This window comes from Pseudomonas sp. GW823-FHT06E10 (assembly GCF_058794995.1).
On sequence record NZ_JBXAHJ010000006.1, the window covers coordinates 83,311 to 100,368 of the forward strand.

The 17,058-nt window shown below is 60.2% G+C and carries 15 protein-coding genes; 10 read left to right on the top strand and 5 right to left on the bottom strand.

The genetic code is table 11. From position 1 onward, the window contains the following. Nucleotides 1-246 precede the first annotated feature (246 nt). The 5 genes from adk (at nt 247) to AC1Q6Y_RS11855 (ending at nt 3,939) form a co-directional block, all read left to right on the top strand. Nucleotides 247-894 (top strand): adenylate kinase, encoded by a 648-nt coding sequence (gene adk, locus AC1Q6Y_RS11835; protein ID WP_057716198.1) that lies wholly within the window; start codon nt 247-249, stop codon nt 892-894. A gap of 94 nt (nt 895-988) precedes the next feature. Next, nucleotides 989-1,663 (top strand): tRNA (adenosine(37)-N6)-threonylcarbamoyltransferase complex dimerization subunit type 1 TsaB, encoded by a 675-nt coding sequence (gene tsaB / locus AC1Q6Y_RS11840; protein ID WP_057716197.1) that lies wholly within the window; start codon nt 989-991, stop codon nt 1,661-1,663. A 254-nt stretch (nt 1,664-1,917) separates the two neighbouring features. After that, nucleotides 1,918-2,223, top strand: a complete 306-nt coding sequence (locus AC1Q6Y_RS11845; protein ID WP_057716196.1) for a hypothetical protein — start codon at nt 1,918-1,920, stop codon at nt 2,221-2,223. Next, the gene (locus tag AC1Q6Y_RS11850) at nt 2,223-3,083 is read left to right on the top strand and encodes a DUF72 domain-containing protein (RefSeq protein ID WP_492624611.1); all 861 of its coding nucleotides are present in this window, start codon (nt 2,223-2,225) and stop codon (nt 3,081-3,083) included. The genes AC1Q6Y_RS11845 and AC1Q6Y_RS11850 overlap by 1 nt, the downstream gene beginning before the upstream one ends. A gap of 34 nt (nt 3,084-3,117) precedes the next feature. Further along, a complete protein-coding gene (locus AC1Q6Y_RS11855) occupies nt 3,118-3,939 on the top strand; it encodes an isocitrate lyase/PEP mutase family protein (protein ID WP_429520669.1) in 822 nt (273 codons plus the stop codon). A 22-nt stretch (nt 3,940-3,961) separates the two neighbouring features. Here the strand turns inward: AC1Q6Y_RS11855 and AC1Q6Y_RS11860 are convergent, their stop codons facing one another. Further along, the gene (locus tag AC1Q6Y_RS11860) at nt 3,962-4,582 is read right to left on the bottom strand and encodes an energy transducer TonB (protein WP_492624612.1); all 621 of its coding nucleotides are present in this window, start codon (nt 4,580-4,582) and stop codon (nt 3,962-3,964) included. 93 nt (nt 4,583-4,675) lie between these two features. Between AC1Q6Y_RS11860 and AC1Q6Y_RS11865 the strand changes: the two genes are divergently transcribed. Then, nucleotides 4,676-5,458 (top strand): class I SAM-dependent methyltransferase, encoded by a 783-nt coding sequence (locus tag AC1Q6Y_RS11865; RefSeq protein WP_492624613.1) that lies wholly within the window; start codon nt 4,676-4,678, stop codon nt 5,456-5,458. Between the two features lie 112 nt (nt 5,459-5,570). Here the strand turns inward: AC1Q6Y_RS11865 and AC1Q6Y_RS11870 are convergent, their stop codons facing one another. Further along, on the bottom strand, nt 5,571-6,209 hold the full coding sequence (locus AC1Q6Y_RS11870) for a TetR/AcrR family transcriptional regulator (RefSeq protein ID WP_340315477.1): 639 nt from the start codon (nt 6,207-6,209) through the stop codon (nt 5,571-5,573). A 93-nt stretch (nt 6,210-6,302) separates the two neighbouring features. Here AC1Q6Y_RS11870 and AC1Q6Y_RS11875 point away from each other — a divergent pair, with 93 nt between their 5' ends. The 4 genes from AC1Q6Y_RS11875 (at nt 6,303) to AC1Q6Y_RS11890 (ending at nt 13,149) form a co-directional block, all read left to right on the top strand. Then, nucleotides 6,303-7,403: an efflux RND transporter periplasmic adaptor subunit gene (locus AC1Q6Y_RS11875; protein WP_223504703.1), complete on the top strand. Its 1,101-nt coding sequence runs from the start codon at nt 6,303-6,305 to the stop codon at nt 7,401-7,403. 6 nt (nt 7,404-7,409) lie between these two features. Then, entirely contained in the window at nt 7,410-10,475 is a 3,066-nt protein-coding gene (locus AC1Q6Y_RS11880) for an efflux RND transporter permease subunit (RefSeq protein WP_057716189.1), read from the top strand. A 902-nt stretch (nt 10,476-11,377) separates the two neighbouring features. Further along, nucleotides 11,378-11,659: a DUF6124 family protein gene (locus AC1Q6Y_RS11885; protein WP_492624614.1), complete on the top strand. Its 282-nt coding sequence runs from the start codon at nt 11,378-11,380 to the stop codon at nt 11,657-11,659. A 143-nt stretch (nt 11,660-11,802) separates the two neighbouring features. Further along, nucleotides 11,803-13,149 carry a Fic family protein gene (locus tag AC1Q6Y_RS11890; RefSeq protein WP_154861819.1) on the top strand — a complete coding sequence of 449 codons (1,347 nt, stop codon included), beginning with the start codon at nt 11,803-11,805 and terminating at the stop codon, nt 13,147-13,149. A gap of 45 nt (nt 13,150-13,194) precedes the next feature. Here the strand turns inward: AC1Q6Y_RS11890 and AC1Q6Y_RS11895 are convergent, their stop codons facing one another. From AC1Q6Y_RS11895 to plsB, 3 genes are read right to left on the bottom strand one after another with little or no spacing between them, the layout of a single operon-like run. After that, nucleotides 13,195-13,884 (bottom strand): DUF4197 domain-containing protein, encoded by a 690-nt coding sequence (locus AC1Q6Y_RS11895; protein ID WP_057716186.1) that lies wholly within the window; start codon nt 13,882-13,884, stop codon nt 13,195-13,197. A gap of 27 nt (nt 13,885-13,911) precedes the next feature. Next, nucleotides 13,912-14,310: a YbaY family lipoprotein gene (locus tag AC1Q6Y_RS11900; RefSeq protein WP_090453364.1), complete on the bottom strand. Its 399-nt coding sequence runs from the start codon at nt 14,308-14,310 to the stop codon at nt 13,912-13,914. 60 nt (nt 14,311-14,370) lie between these two features. Next, nucleotides 14,371-16,863 carry a glycerol-3-phosphate 1-O-acyltransferase PlsB gene (gene plsB / locus AC1Q6Y_RS11905; protein ID WP_492624615.1) on the bottom strand — a complete coding sequence of 831 codons (2,493 nt, stop codon included), beginning with the start codon at nt 16,861-16,863 and terminating at the stop codon, nt 14,371-14,373. Nucleotides 16,864-17,058: the final 195 nt, after the last annotated feature.

Sequence of the window (17,058 nt, forward strand, 5' to 3'; positions counted from 1 at the left end):
GCCGCCGTTTGACGGGTGCAAAAGTGCTGCCAGGCGACAGTTAATGACGGGGTTGCGACTTGGGAAACTGTGCGCAATGGTCGCAGGAGGCAGCGGTTTCTCCGACTTTTGGCGTCTTGTGTGGGCGCAGCCTGCTGTGTATCTTGATCAGCCTTTGACCGTTTGGGCGGTCACGACCCTATTTTTGAGATTGGCCCCACGAGGCGAATCTGACGTTATCCATATAAAAAATTGAGGAGCACATCGATGCGCGTCATTCTGCTGGGAGCTCCCGGGGCCGGTAAAGGTACTCAGGCACAGTTCATCACCGAAAAATTCGGCATTCCGCAAATCTCCACCGGCGACATGTTGCGTGCAGCGGTCAAGGCCGGCACCGAGCTGGGCATCAAGGCCAAGAGCATCATGGATGCCGGAGGCCTGGTGTCCGATGACCTGATCATTGCACTGGTCAAGGACCGCATCGCCCAGTCCGACTGCGCCAACGGTTTCCTGTTCGATGGCTTCCCGCGCACCATTCCCCAGGCTGAAGCCCTGGTGACTGCAGGCGTCGAGCTCGATGCCGTGGTTGAAATCGCCGTTGAAGACGAAGAAATCGTCCAGCGTATCGCCGGTCGCCGTGTTCACGAGGCCAGCGGCCGCGTGTACCACATCGTCTACAACCCGCCGAAAGTGGCTGGCATTGACGACGTCACCGGTGAAGAGCTGGTACAGCGCAAGGACGACACCGAAGAAACCGTGCGTCATCGCCTGTCGGTCTACCACTCCCAGACCAAGCCGCTGGTGGACTTTTACCAGAAGCTGTCGGCTGCCAATGGCAAGCCGAAGTACAGCCACATCGAAGGCGTCGGTTCGGTTGAAGCGATCACCGCCAAGGTGCTTGCAGCCCTGAGCTGAAAAGTCTGACCCGCTGCATCATCCACGGCCCGCTTGCGGGCCGTAGTTGTTTATACTGACGCACTTTTTTCTGATCTCTCTTGTGGATACATCGATGAGCACCTTGCTGGCCCTGGACACCGCGACTGAAGCTTGCTCCGTTGCCTTGCTGCATGACGGCAAGGTCACGAGCCATTACGAGGTGATCCCGCGCCTGCACGCGCAGAAGCTGTTGCCGATGATCAAGCAATTGCTGGCCGATGCGGGCACCACGCTGCAAGCGGTCGATGCCATTGCGTTCGGCCGTGGCCCGGGCGCCTTCACCGGTGTGCGTATCGCCATCGGCGTGGTGCAAGGCCTGGCGTTTGCCCTGGATCGCCCGGTGCTGCCGGTGTCGAACCTGGCCGTGCTGGCGCAACGTGCGCTGCGCGAACACGGCGCCACTCAGGTCGCCGCCGCCATCGATGCGCGCATGGATGAAGTGTATTGGGGTTGCTACCGCGAAACGGCCGGGGAAATGCGCCTGGTGGGGGCGGAAGCGGTACTGCCGCCGGAGTCCGCTGCATTGCCGGCCGATGCCGGCGGCGAATGGTTCGGCGCAGGCACCGGTTGGGGCTATGGCGAGCGTATCGCCGTCAGCCTGAGCGGGCAGGACGCTGGCATGTTGCCCCACGCGCAAGACTTGCTGACACTGGCGCGATTTGCCTGGGCGCGCGGCGAGGCGATCGTGGCCGATGAGGCGCAGCCGGTGTATCTGCGCGATAAAGTGGCGACGCCCAAGGCGCGTTGATTCACGCAGTACCTGTGGGAGCGGGCTTGCTCGCGAAGGCGGTATAACATTCAATATTTCTGTTGCCTGGCACACCGTCTTCGCGAGCAAGCCCGCTCCCACAGGATTAGTGTTCTGCGCTAACTCTGCCAATCGTCATTTTCTAATCCGGCTTTTAAACCTTTTGCCTTTTATGTGTTCTAGTTATCACTCGGCGGTTTGCGAAGTGGATTTCGCGCCACTAAACTGCCATCACTGATTCCGAGTATGCACTTATGCGTATAGACGGCGTTTCCTCTCAGTCCTACCCCATCAAGCGCAAACCCCGCAAAGGCCGCGTGGTGGAAGACGACGCCATTGATATCGAAGGCGAGCTGGAATTCCCGACTGAAGAGCAACTGGCTGCCCGCGCCGCCAAAGCCTCTGCGCAAAAACTGAGCAATCTTCCCGCCCGTCAGCAAGACATGATTTACCACCGTGCCATGAGCAAAAGCGTAGCGACAGCCCTGGCCAGCTACCTGAGCACCGCCGGTTTCGTCGATTGGGAAGCGGATGTGCTGGGTCTCGACCTGTACATCTGATGGTGCTGCCGTATTACCTCGGTTGCCCATCCTGGAGCGAAAACGCCTGGCGCGACTACCTGTATCCGCCGGACGCCAAACCCGCCGATTTTCTTGATCTCTATTGCCAGGTTTTCAATGCCGTGGAAGGCAACACGACCTTCTACGCGAGCCCGGCTGCCAGCACCGTGCAGCGTTGGGCCGAAACCATGCCCGAACATTTTCGCTTCACCGCCAAGTTTCCCGGCGAGATCAGCCACGGTGGCGATCTGCGCGAGCAACTGACCGCCGCTGAAACCTTCCTGCAATTGCTCAGCCCTCTGGGTGAACGGGTGTCGCCGTTGTGGTTGCAGTTGTCGAAAAGCTTCACGCCCCAACGTTTGCCTGAGCTGGTCGGATTTATCGATGCCCTGCAGCGACCACTGGCCGTTGAAGTGCGGCATGACGAGTTTTTCGCCAAGGGTGATAGCGAACGAATGCTCAACCGGCTGCTGCTGGATCGCGGTGTCGAACGCATCTGTCTCGATCCCCGTGCGCTGTTCAGTTGTACCTCGACCGAGCCTTCGGTGCTCCACGCCCAGTCGAAGAAACCCCGTGTGCCACCGCGGCCGGCGGCATTCACGCAATTTCCGCAGGTGCGTTTTATCGGCCATCCGACGCTTGAGGCCAACGATACGTTCCTGGAACCATGGGTCGAGAAAATCGCGTTATGGATCGAAGAAGGTCGTACGCCGTACATCTTCCTGCACACGGCCGACAACCTGCTGGCCGCGAAACTGGCGCAGCGTTTTCACGCCCGGCTGATGCTGCGTTTGCCTGGCTTGCCGGCGCTGCCTGAGCTATACAGAGAACCCGTCGCCGAGCAACTTGGCCTGCTCTGAGGCGGATTCTTTCCCCTCTTCAGGAGCCTGCCCAATGGATGCGCAAACCCTTCGAGCCCAGGCGTTCAAAGCCCTTCACGAACGCCCCGGGGCATTTGTGATTCCCAATCCGTGGGATGCCGGTTCGGCAAAAATGCTTGCCAGCCTCGGCTTCGAGGCGCTGGCGACTACCAGTGCCGGTTATGCCTTTTCCCAGGGGCGTGCCGATGGCGGATTGACCCTCGACGATACCCTGATGAACGTTCAGGCGATTGTCGCCGCCACCGACCTGCCGGTTGCCGTGGACCTGGAAAACGGCTTTGCCGACAACCCGGCTGATTGCGCCAAAAGTATCTTGCGCGCGGCAGAGGCCGGCGCCGTCGGTGGTTCGATCGAAGATGCCACCGGCCGCGAAGAAGGCCCGATCTACTGTTTCGAACATGCCGTGGCGCGCATCGAAGCCGCTGTGGCTGCCGCTCGCAGTCTGCCGTTCGACTTTACGTTGACTGCCCGGGCGGAAAACTTCCTGCACGGCAATCCCGATCTGGCCGACACCATCCGCCGTTTGCAGGCATTCGCCGAGGCCGGTGCCGATGTGCTCTACGCACCGGGTCTGCGCAGTGCCGAGGATGTGCTGGCGGTGGTGCGCGCCGTGGCGCCAAAACCGGTGAATGTGTTGATGTCGGGCGGCTTGAAGCTGACGGTCGCGCAGTTGGGTGAGATGGGCGTCAAACGTATCAGCGTCGGTTCGGCGCTGGCATTGGCGGCCTATGGCGAATTCTTCCGCGCCGCCGAAGAAATCCAGACGTCAGGCACGTTCGGTTTCACATCCCGGTCGATGCCGTATCAGAAGGCGAATCAGTTTTTCAAAGGTTGAGGGAAGAGGGCGCGGCTGAGGTTCAGGCGGCGATGCGCAGGTTCTGCAGGATGATCGGGCGCGCCCAGCCATTGTCGAAATCGAGTTGTTTCTGCTGCTCCACCCGTTCTTCTGGCGAGAACGGCGGGAACGGCTTGTCGAGCAGATCGAGTTCGAACTCGGCGATGGGCAGGTGCAGCGGACGCGGTTGCGGGGCAGGGCCAGCTTCTGGCAGCGGTTGACCGGCGTTCAATACGATCGGGCGAACCCAGCCGCTTTCGAAGTCCTGCTGTTTTTGCTGGGCGACGATTTCGTCCGCCGGGAACGGTGGGAACGGCTTGTCCGCCAGGTCCATTTCGAATTCGGCAATCGGCAGGAACAGCGGCTCGGGCGGGCGGATTACGTTGTCCTTCACGTCGCATTCACGCTGGGACACGATGTGGGCCAGCAGGTCGCTGCCGACCGTGGGTTCAACAGGGCTTTCGAGATCGACCGGTGGAAAATTCAGAGACTCAGGTAGCACTTCACCCGACTGTTCGGCCAGCGTTCGGGCAAAGAAATCCTGCCAGATGTGGCTGACGCCGCTCAGTGCCTGGGTGTTTCGCAGGTTGTAGTCGCCGTAGGGCGAGATAAAACCTGTGATTGTGGGTTGAATGTCTGACATTTCTCTCGGTAGACGCTCAGCTCTGGCAAAATGCTCGATAGTTTTGTTATCGGCAGTTTTTGCCGATCATTAATTTTTTGAGCGTGTTTTCCGATGATTGATCAACCTGCGGCCTGCCGCATCCATGTCCAGGCCCTCGACGCGGCTTTCGAGCCACAAGCCGAGCAATGGGCCGAGCGCCTGGGCTTGCCAATGCAAGTAGCGGACGGCGAATTTGCCTTGCAGGTGGGTGACATGGGCTTGCAGCTGCAACAGCTGGGGCCGGATGCGCCGGGGCCGGTGCGGGTGGACTTCGTCGAGGGTGGTGCGGCCCATCGCCGACTGTACGGCGGCGGCAGCGGGCAGATGATCGCCAAGGCTGTTGGCGTCGCCCAAGGCGTGCGCCCGCGGGTGCTGGATGCCACGGCGGGGCTGGGCAAGGATGCGTTCGTGCTGGCCAGCCTCGGTTGCGAGATGAGCCTGATCGAGCGTCAGCCGCTGATCGGTGCCTTGCTGGAAGACGGCCTGGCCCGTGGCGCGGAAGATTTCGACGTGGCGCCGATCGTGGCGCGCATGCGCTTGCTCAAGGGCAATTCGATCGAGGTCATGCGCAACTGGGAGGGCGAACCGCCCCAGGTGATCTACCTCGACCCGATGTTCCCGCACCGCGAGAAAACCGCGCTGGTGAAGAAGGAAATGCGCCTGTTCCGGCCGCTGGTGGGCGATGATCCGGATGCGCCGGCATTGCTCGAGGTCGCGTTGGCCCTGGCCAGCCACAGGGTGGTGGTCAAGCGCCCGCGCAAGGCGCCTTGCATTGAAGGGCCGAAGCCGAGTCATGCGCTGGATGGCAAATCCAGTCGGTATGACATTTATCCGAAGAAGGCGCTCAAGCCGTAGGGCCGAGTCGCCCCAATCGCGAGCTCGCTCGCTCCTACAGGTACGGTGAAATCCTTGTGGGAGCGAGCTTGCTCGCGATGGCGTCAGTCCAGACACCAACAATCCATCAGGCTCACTCAGGCCGATAAGCCCGCATAAACAACCCCACCACCTCCCGCACATGGCTCTCCGCCTCTTCGCCAACCGGCGGCTCGCCGCAGCCATACAGCAAACGGAAATTTCCGGCGCCCTTGAGCAAGCAGAAGAAGTGCTCGGCCGCGTTGTGCGGCTTGTCGATGCGCAGCACACCACTTTCATCGATCTTGCTCAGCAGGCGCTCCATGCCATGCAGCATGCGCTCTGGGCCGGCCTCAAAGAAAATTTGCGCGAGTTTCGGATCCTGGCTGCCCAGGGTCATCATCAGGCGGTGCAGGTTCACTGATTCATCACTGTTGATCAGTTGATGAAAACCGCGCGCGATGTTCAGCAGCACGGTTTCCACGGCCACGCCTTCCGGCAGTTCGAAGAACAGCGGTGGCAACTGTTCCTCGCACTTGGCCATCACGGCGGAGGAGAACAGCGTCTCCTTGTCGTTGAAGTGGCTATAGACCGTCAGCTTCGACACACCGGCCTCGGCCGCGACGGCATCCATGCTGGTATTGGCATAACCCTTACTCAGAAACAGCACTTTCGCTGCATCGAGAATGGCCTGGCGCTTGACCAGGTCCTTGGGTCTGCCTGGGCCATTGGGTGCTGAAAGATTGTTTGGCATATTCGTTTTTATTACTGGACTGGTGAGTTTGCTATTAATAACATACTGCTCAGTATAATTATTCAAAGCACCATTAGCGAAAGGTCCTTCACCATGTTCCGCTATGCCTTGTCCCTCGCGTTGCCAGTCACCCTGGCTTTTTTATTGTCTGCGTGTGGTCATGAAGAAGCGCCGCAAGTCAGCGTGCGCCCGGCCATGGTGGTCCAGCCAGAGCCTTCGGCACAGGCCATGGAAAGCTATCCCGGTGAAGTTCGCGCGCGGTATGAGCCGGATCTGGCGTTCCGCATCGGCGGCAAAGTCAGCCGACGACTGGTCGAGGAGGGGCAGCGGGTCAAGGCCGATCAACCCTTGGCGGAGCTCGATCCCCAGGACGTGCGCCTGCAACTGGAGGCCACTCGCGCCCAGGTCGCAGCCGCCGAAGCCAATCTGAACCTGGTGCGATCCGAGCGTGATCGCTACAAGACCCTGATGGAGCGCCAACTGGTCAGTCGTTCGCAATACGACAACGCCGAAAACCTCTACCGTTCCGGTGAAGCGCGCCTCAAGCAAATCAAAGCCGAATTCAACGTTTCCAATAACCAGGCCAGCTACGCCGTGTTGCGTGCGCCGCAGGACGGCGTCGTGGCCAAGCGCCTGGTGGAAGTCGGGCAAGTCGTGGCAGCCGGGCAAACGGTGTTCACACTGGCAACCGATGGCGAGCGTGAGGTCTTGATCAGCCTGCCGGAGCAGAACTTCGGCCGCTTCAAGGTCGGTGAACCGGTGTCGGTGGAACTCTGGACCCAGCCCGACCAGCGTCTCGCCGGGCGCATCCGTGAATTGTCGCCGTCAGCCGATCCCAAGTCGCGTACCTTCGCGGCGCGTATCGCCTTCAAGACCGGCACTGTGCCAGTCGAACTGGGCCAGAGCGCCCGAGTGTTCGTGCAGGCCGCCGACGTGGTTCCACTGTCCGTTCCGCTGTCTGCGCTGACGGCGGAAAACGGCGTGACCTATGTCTGGGTCGTCCGCGCCAACAACACCTTGCAAAGGACCCCGGTGCGGGTCGGTGCCTTCGGCGAGAAAACCGTACCGGTGCTTGAAGGACTCAACGCCAGCGACTGGGTGGTGGCCGCCGGTGTTCATGTGCTTCTCGAAGGGCAGCAGGTGCGCCCGGTGGATCGCTCCAATCGCGTGGTCAATCTGGCGGACAAGGAGTAAGCCCCGATGCGCTTCAACGTTTCCGAATGGGCGCTGCGTAATCGCCAGATCGTCCTGTTCCTGATGCTGTTGCTGGCCATCGTCGGCGCACTTTCCTACACCAAACTCGGCCAGAGTGAGGACCCGCCGTTCACCTTCAAGGCCATGGTGATTCGCACCAACTGGCCGGGGGCGACCGCCGAGGAAGTCTCGCGCCAGGTCACCGAACGCATCGAAAAGAAACTGATGGAAACCGGCGAATACGAACGCATCGTGTCGTTCTCCCGCCCCGGCGAATCCCAGGTGACCTTCATTGCGCGCGACTCCATGCACTCGGTGGAGATCCCGGAGCTCTGGTATCAGGTGCGCAAGAAGATCAACGACATCCGTCATACCCTGCCGCCGGGGATTCAGGGACCGTTTTTCAACGATGAATTCGGCACCACTTTCGGCAATATTTACGCCCTGAGCGGCGAGGGTTTCGACTACGCCGTGCTCAAGGATTACGCCGACCGCATCCAGATCCAGCTGCAACGGGTCAAGGATGTGGGCAAGGTCGAGCTGCTGGGGTTGCAGGACGAGAAAATCTGGATCGAACTCTCCAACGTCAAGCTCGCCACCCTCGGCTTGCCGTTGGCGGTCGTCCAGCAAGCCCTTGAAGAACAGAACGCGGTGTCGACGGCAGGTTTCTTCGAAACCAGCAGCGAGCGTTTGCAGCTACGGGTGACGGGGAATTTTCAAACGGTCGACGAGATCAAGAACTTCCCGATCCGGGTCGGTGATCGCACCTTCCGCATCTCCGACGTGGCTGACGTGCGCCGTGGTTTCAACGATCCACCGGCACCGCGCATGCGCTTCATGGCGCAAGACGCCATCGGCCTGGCGGTGGCAATGAAGAACGGCGGTGACATCCTGGTACTGGGCAAGGCGCTGGAAATCGAGTTCGCCCGCATACAGAAAAACCTCCCGGCCGGCATGGAGTTGCGCAAAGTCTCCGACCAACCGGCGGCGGTGAAAACCGGTGTTGGTGAGTTCGTGCAAGTGTTGGTCGAGGCGCTGGCCATTGTGTTGCTGGTGAGCTTCTTCTCCCTTGGCGTGCGCACCGGCATGGTGGTGGCGCTGGCGATTCCGCTGGTGCTGGCGATGACGTTCGCGTGCATGTATTACCTGGGCATCGGCCTGCACAAGATCTCCCTCGGCGCGCTGGTACTGGCCCTGGGTTTGCTGGTGGACGACGCGATCATCGCCGTGGAAATGATGGCGATCAAAATGGAGCAGGGCTTCGACCGGGTCAAAGCGGCGAGTTATGCCTGGACCAGTACCGCGTTCCCGATGCTCACCGGTACGCTGATCACCGCGGCCGGCTTCCTGCCGATTGCCACGGCGCAATCGGGCACTGGCGAATACACCCGCTCGATCTTCGAGGTGGTCACCATCGCGCTGTTGGCGTCGTGGGTGGCCGCGGTGGTCTTCGTGCCGTACCTCGGGGAAAAACTCCTGCCGGACCTGGCGAAGATTCATGCCGCCAAACACGGTGCCGGCCAGCCCGATCCCTATGCCACGCCGTTTTATCAGCGCGTCCGGCGTCTGGTGGAGTGGTGCGTGCGCTGGCGCAAGACCGTGATCCTGGCGACCGTGCTGTTGTTCATCGCTTCCATCGTGCTGTTCAAGTTTGTGCCGCAGCAGTTCTTCCCGGCATCGGGTCGCCTGGAGCTGATGGTCGATCTGAAACTGGCCGAAGGCGCTTCGCTGAGCAACACCGCCGACGAGGTCAAACGCCTCGAAGCGCTGCTCAAGGACAAGGCCGGGATCGACAACTACGTGGCCTACGTCGGTACCGGTTCGCCACGATTCTACCTGCCGCTGGATCAGCAACTGCCGGCGGCGAGCTTCGCCCAGTTTGTCGTCCTGGCGAAAACCATCGAAGAGCGGGAAGCCCTGCGCACCTGGTTGATCTCAACCCTTAACGAGCAATTCCCGGCACTGCGTTCGCGGGTCACGCGTCTGGAAAACGGTCCGCCGGTTGGCTACCCGGTGCAGTTCCGCGTGACCGGGGAGCACATCGAGGAGGTGCGGGCGCTGGCGCGCAAGGTCGCGGCCAAGGTTCGCGAGAACCCGCATGTGGTCAATGTCCACCTGGATTGGGAAGAACCGAGCAAGGTGGTGTACCTGAACATCGATCAGGACCGTGCGCGGGCGCTGGGCGTGAGCACGGCCAACCTGTCGAGGTTCCTGCAAAGCTCCCTGACCGGCTCCAGTGTCAGCCAGTACCGTGAAGACAACGAGTTGATCGAGATTCTGTTGCGCGGCACCGTGCATGAGCGCACCGAGTTGTCGTTGCTGCCGAGCCTGGCGGTACCGACCGATAACGGTCGCAGTGTCGCGCTGTCGCAGATCGCGACCCTGGAGTACGGCTTCGAGGAGGGCATCATCTGGCACCGCAACCGCCTGCCCAACGTGACGGTTCGCGCCGACATCTATGGCAAGGAACAACCGGCGACGCTGGTGCAGCAGATCATGCCGACCCTCGATCCGATTCGCGCCGAACTGCCGGATGGTTACTTGCTGGATGTCGGCGGCACGGTGGAAGACTCGGCGCGCGGACAGAACTCGGTGAAGGCCGGTGTGCCGTTGTTCATCGTGGTGGTGTTGACCTTGCTGATGCTGCAGCTGCGAAGTTTTTCGCGCACGGCGATGGTGTTCCTGACGGCGCCGCTGGGGTTGATCGGGGTGACACTGTTTCTGTTGGTGTTCCGCCAGCCCTTTGGTTTCGTGGCCATGTTGGGGACTATCGCCTTGTCCGGGATGATCATGCGTAACTCGGTGATTCTGGTGGATCAGATCGAGCAGGATATTGCGGCGGGGCTCAAGCCTTGGCAGGCGATCATCGAGGCGACGGTGCGGCGGTTCCGGCCGATCGTGCTGACGGCGCTGGCAGCGGTGTTGGCGATGATTCCTCTGTCGCGCAGTGTGTTCTTTGGGCCGATGGCGGTGGCGATCATGGGGGGGTTGATTGTGGCTACGGCGTTGACGCTGCTGTTTTTGCCTGCCCTTTATGCCGCCTGGTTTCGGGTTCGCAAAGAGTCGGTTTGACCTTGGCGGCCTTCGGGCCGACCAGGCTGTTTTTTGATGGTGTACATATCCATTCCTGCGGTAACGGCCACTGGCGGTTTCGCCCTTACGGCGAGTCCCTTTTGGCAAGCGCCCCAAAAGGAACCAAAAGGTCTCGCCCCGAACGTCCGGCCCCTCGCCAAGGCTCGGGGTTCCTTCGCTGCGGTATTCATCCGGGGGCATTGCCCTCCGGTCGGCTTCGCTTCGACCTACATGCAATGAGTTCGACTGCGTCGAACGGCGCTGCGCGCCAATCCCCGGATGAACACCTCCACTCAGCCTCCCGAGGGGGCGGGTGGATCAAGATCAAAAGCTGCAGGCGAGCTAACGCTCGACCTGATGAGTGGTGAAAATCAGTGGGTGTACGCCGACCCATTGTGGGAGCGAGCCTGCTCGCGAAGGCGGCCTGCCAGCCGACCTGTTTCTTCCGAATGTACTCGGTCAAATTGTGGGAGCTGGCTTGCCTGCGATGGCGGCCTGCTAGCCAACCAATCCCTCACGGATGTACCCGACTCAATTGTGGGAGCGAGCTTGCTCGCGATGGCCGCCCAACAGTCAACAATGTTTTTCGCCCAAGCCAACCATTCAGACCATTCCCACAAGACTTTCAGGTTGCCCGTCGGAAGCACGATCTCTAGCCTTCGCCCGTCGCTGCCAATTCAGTGACCGGGACTGCAAGCCCGCCAATAGTTTGTTAGGCGCCCACTGGCGCACCTATAATCGTGGCGCTTTTTTAGCGACCACCGATTTATGGTGGCTGTGTGCGGGAGATCTTCGGGTCTGCCGAGGTTGCCTAACGACTCGGTCTTGCAGACCTGCACACAGCTGCCACCCATCATCTGCAAGTGATGCTGGCGGCTCCAACTTTCGTTAGGAGCTTCACAATGATCAAACCCAGCCCAAACCCCCCGGCTTCAGAAACCGCAGAACATATCGGCGCTTCAAGTCGCCCCTGCCCAATTTTCACCATCCGCCCCGGCATCAATTCCGAAACCCTGCTGGTCCATGCCTACGAAACCCTTGCCTCAGCGAATGTAATGGCAACCGAACTGTCGTCCATCCTGAGCGGCCCAACCTGCAATCTGGCGCTCGGCATTCAGCAGATGATCGTCCTCGCGCAGCTATCAGTGAACCGGGTCCTCGATCAGCTGGATCCGCAGCAATAGCCAAAGGAAGAAGCCCGCTGAACCTGTACCAACCAACGGGCCTTCATTGTTCCTACATCTATCTCGGACCCGTCTGATATTGAGGCTGAAAAACTCAGGTGTTGTACTCAGAACCCCGTTTCACGCATGTTTGAGACAGCGCCATGAAAAATCCACCCACATTGAGGGGCCGGTCCGATCCGGTGTTTGATCGGCTGTTGCGATCGCCCCACAAGGAACGCCTTTCGGAGTACCTCGCCTTGCTCAAGCCCCTGGACGATCAGGGGCGTTACCTGCCGTTCGATTCATTGCGCTACCGCTGGGCGCCCGGGCTGGATTCGAACCTGTGCTGGGCCTTGGTCAAGAAAGCGCGGACTGCACAGTATTCGAGCCTTTTGCCATTGGGTGAACCGGCGTGCTGGCTGAAGTTCATGCTGACGCCGCAGGCGCAAAAAGCCATTTCCGTAGTGGATCGTCAGGCGACAACCGCAGTGCTGGAATACATGACCGGCCAGATTGGCGAGCGCGCTCATTTCAGCTATTTGCTCAATGATCTGATCGAAGACGAGGCCATCAGCAGCAGCCAGCTCGAAGGTGCGGCCACCACGACGCGGGTGGCCAAGGACATGCTTAAGCGCCATCGTTCGCCGCGCACGCCGGATGAGCGAATGGTCATCGGTAACTTCAAGATGATGAACTTCGCCTGGGAGCAGCGTTACGAGCCACTGAGCGTTGAGCTGATTGCGGCCATGCATCGAGTTGGCGTCGAGGGGATCGACGATTCGCAGTACTCGCCTGGAGCATTCAGGACCAACGATGACGTCGTAGTCCAGGATGGCGAGGGCAACACCGTGCATTCGCCACCACCTGCAACAGGGCTCGTGTCACGTTTGCAGGGGCTGGCGAAGTGGATCAATCAACCCCACAACAACCCTCATCAAGCGGACTACCTTCATCCATTGATCAAAGCCATCGCGCTGCATTTTGTCTTGGGTTACGAGCATCCTTTTCGCGACGGCAACGGTCGGGTAGCGCGCGCGTTGTTTTACTGGTTCATGTTCAAAAATGACTACTCGGCGTTTCGCTACATCGCCATCAGTGTTTTGTTGCGCAATGCGCCGTTGAAGTACGGGCGGTCGTATTTGAATACCGAAGCGGATGAGCTGGATCTGACGTACTTCATCGATTTCCAGTGTTCGGTGGTGTTGCGGGCTGTGGGCAGTTTTACCGGGACTTATCGGAAAAGTCTGGACGATGCTGAGCAATTTGATTGCTGGTTGCGTGAAAGTGGTTTTCTCGACCAGCTCACCGAGAAACAGCGGGCATTGTTTCAGGTAGCCAGGAGCGGAATGGCCAAGGAGTTCACGGCGGTCAATGTGAAGGAAAATCTCGGTTGCTCTTACAACACGGCATCAGCCACGCTAAATGGGCTGGTCGCGTTGAAGTTGTTCGAGAAACGCAAGATGGGGCGCGAGTGGGTGTTCTTTCTAAGACCCGTATCAGCGGCCTGAACCTTTGTGGGAGCAAGACTGCTCCCACAGGTTTTGTGTAGCGGCTCAGAGCGTGCCAAACACTTTCTTCGCCAAACTGGTCGCTGCAGCCGCCGGGTTCTGGCGGATGGTTTCTTCCTGTTTGCCGATCATCTCGAACAAGCCATTCAGCGCCTGCTCGGTGACGTAGTTTTCGACGTTGGCGTTTTTCGCATCCACTACGCCCATTGTCGCCGCTTGTCCGGCGAACGAGTTGTACTGCTGGGCCAGGCCAACCTTGTCGGTGGCTTGCTTGACGATGGGCAGGAATTTGGCGCGGATCTGTTCGCGGCTGGTCTTGTTCAGGTATTGGGTGGCCGAGTCGTTGCCGCCGCTGAGGATGCCCTTGGCATCTTCCACGGTCATTTTCTTCACGGCATCGACGAGGATTGGCTGAGCCTGGGTCACGGCGGTTTCTGCCGCTTTGTTCATGCTGGCTTCCAGCTCATCGACCTGGTCACCCATGCCGAACTGTTTCATCTTGCTCGCGACTTTGCCCAGCTTGCCCGGCAGTTCGATTTTCACATCGGGATTGTTGCTGAAACCACCCGGGGTGCCGAGTTGTTTGACGGCCAGTTGCGCGCCTTGGGTCAGTGCGTCCTTGAGGCCGCCGGTGGCGTCTTTCTGCGACAGGTCGGTGAGGGACAGCGCCAGGGCGTTGGCACAGATCATCAAGCCTGCGCACAGGCCGGCAAAGCGGAGGGTAGGGCGGAACATGGCAACTTCCTTTTTCGAAAAAGACACTTAGCGGGCCGGGTCGACACGGACCTTCAGCGGTTGTGGATCGGTGCCGTCCAGGCGCACGGCATGATTTTCGGTGGTGATGAACATCAGTTTGCCGTCGACTTCGATGCGCGCGTTCACCGAGTAACGGTGGTTGGGCTCTATCTTCAGCGGGTCGTAGCTGAGATGGAAGGCCAGCGGCACCTGCCCTTTGATCTGGCCGCGCTGTTCGTCGATGACCTTCGCCGGGGCATCGGCGAGTGAAATGTCCTGCAGGCTGACACTCAGGACCGCCGTCGGTGGCAGGGCGATGCGTTGCAGGTAGAAGACTTCTCCATCAAGGGAAGCCTTGGGCGCCGGTGTCGGGTGCTGGCAGGCTGTCAGCAGGATGGCGGCTGCGATCAGTGGCAGTTTTTTCATCGGTCAATCTCCGTATCGAGGGCGCCAGAACCGACTGGCGCCCTGATCAATCTAGACGGTTTACAAAGGTGGGGTGGCGTCGGCTGCATCTTCACTGCGATGCAACGCCACCTGACGGATCGACAAACGAATCTCCGCCGGCAATACGCGCTTGGCCGCGCCTTCGGCCAGTTCACCGAGCAGTTCGTGATAACTCAGCTTGCCCGCTTCATCGCGCTTGAGCACGTCAAGGTCGAGCATGGTCTGGATGAAGTGGCGAAACAGGCTCTTGTCGAAGAATTCCGGGGCGTTCAGGCCATGCAGGATCGACAGGCGTTGGGCCATGACCGTGCACAGGTCTTCCAGTTCTTCGGCGCTGATGCTGTTCTGGCCGCTGTTGAGCAGCAGGGACACGGTCATGTAGAAACGCTGCAAGGTCTGGGCGATGCTTTTCGACAGCAAGGTCAGCAGCACGAAATGCCGCGAGCTTGGCGCCGGGCGCAAGTACACGTCGTTCTCGAAGCGCAGCAGGCCTTGCTCGACGAACGCCTCCAGCCATTGATCGATCACCGCATCCAGTTCGTCCAGCGACCAGCGAATGAACAGCTCCGCTTGCAGGTAGGGATACAACGCGCGGGTGTAGCGCAGGATCTGTTCGCGACTCATGCGCGAGGCGCTCTGGAAGAAGCTCGCCAGCAACGCCGGCAGCGCGAAGATGTGCAGTACGTTGTTGCGGTAATAGGTCATCAGGACGGCGTTTTGTTCGTCCAGATAGAGAATCTTGCCCAGGGCATCGCTTTGCTCGGACAGCAGGTCCATGTCCTTCACATGCTCGATCAACGCCCGGCCATCGCCTTCCGGCAAGGTGGTGTGTGGCGAATAGGGGACCTTGCGTAGCAGCGCCAGGTACAGATCCAGCACCCGCGCCATGGCCCGGTCATCCAGCGCCAGTCGGGTGGTCGACAGCAGCGCCAGTGCCACCAGGTTGACCGGGTTGATCGCCGCTGCTTCGTTCAGATGCCGGGCGACTTTCTCGCCGAGGCGGTTGGTGGTTTCGTTGAGCCAGGCCGGTCTGAACTGCGGGCCGAGTTCCTGTTTGCGCCAGTCCGGCTGTTCGCTGTCGAGAAATTCCGCCAGTTTGATCGGCTCACCGAAGTTCACCGCCACCTGGCCGAAGCGCTGCTTGAGTGCGCCAATGACTTTGAAAATATCGAAGATCGACTCTTTCTTCTTGGCCGCACCGCGCAGTTCGCCGAGGTAGGTCCGGCCTTCCAGCACGCGCTCATAGCCGATGTACACCGGCACGAAGACGATGGGCATGCGCGATGAGCGCAGGAAGCTGCGCAGGGTGATCGCCAGCATTCCGGTTTTCGGTTGCAGCATGCGCCCGGTGCGCGAGCGGCCGCCTTCGACGAAGTACTCCACCGGGAAACCCTTGGTGAACAGGGTGTGCAGGTATTCGTTGAACACCGAGGTGTACAGCGGGTTGCCCTTGAAGGTGCGGCGCATGAAGAACGCACCGCCGCGACGCAGCAGGCCGCCGATCACTGGCATGTTCAGGTTGATGCCCGCGGCAATGTGCGGCGGGGTCAAACCGTTGCGGAACAATAGATAGGACAGCAGAAGATAGTCGATGTGGCTGCGATGGCACGGCACGTAGATCACTTCGTGACCCTGGGCGACCTTCTGCACGCCTTCGATGTGGTTGACCTTGATACCGTCGTAGATCTTGTTCCAGAACCAGCTGAGCACCACTTCCATAAAACGGATCGCAGTGTAGGTGTAGTCCGAGGCGATTTCGTTGCCGTAGCGTAGCGCTTGAGCTTTGGCTTTCTCCGGCGAGATGTTCTCGCGCTCGGCTTCGTCGAGGATCGCTTGTTTGACCTGTGGCTGGTTCAGCAAGCCTTTGACCAGGTTGCGGCGGTGGGAAATGTCCGGGCCGATTACCGCAGCCTTCAGGTTGCGAAAGTGAACCCGCAGGATGCGCTGGGCCATGCGCACGGTGCGCTCGTGGCCCTTGTCGTGCTCGATCAGTTCGCGCAGGTGGATCGGCGCGGAGAACTGCACGCGGGTCTTGCGTCCCAGGACGATGACGCTCAGTAACCGACGCAGACGCCCGGTAACGGCCCAGCTATCGGCGAACAGGAGTTTCCATGGGCTGTTTTCGCTGTCCGGCGACTGCCCCCAGAACACGCTGACCGGGATGATCTGCGCATCTTCGGCGGCGTTCTGGCTCAGGGCGCTGACCAGGCGGGTCAGTGTCGGCGGCGCTCCGCGCTTGTCCTGGCGGCCGAGCCAGTCCGGGTCCGGCGTCAGGTAGAAGAACGCGGCAGGCTCCAGCAGGTTGCCCACCGATACCGGCAGTACCGGGCGTGGCAGGCCGGCCTTGCTGCATTCGGTGTCGACCACGGCGAGGTCGGTCAGCGAAGGGTTTTGCAGGACGTAGAACACCGGACGACTGCGGTCGAGGTTGAGGGTGAACGACGACTGGTTGATCGTCTCGGAGCGAACCCAGAGGTACAACAGTCGGCGCAGGGTGCCAAACACAAGACGGCGGAACGGGGAGCGGGTCATACGGCTTCTGCGTGAGTGAATAAAACCGAGCGTTTGCTCGGGAGGCCGATAGTGTGCCGGATTCGCTGAAAATCGGCAAAAAAGCGCGAAAGTAAACTCTTGTTGAGAGTTTTAACGTCTGTCATATACTCGGCGCTCTGTCGCCGTTGCCCTCATGGGACCGGTATGCGCAGGCTGACGTTCCCGAGGCTTTCC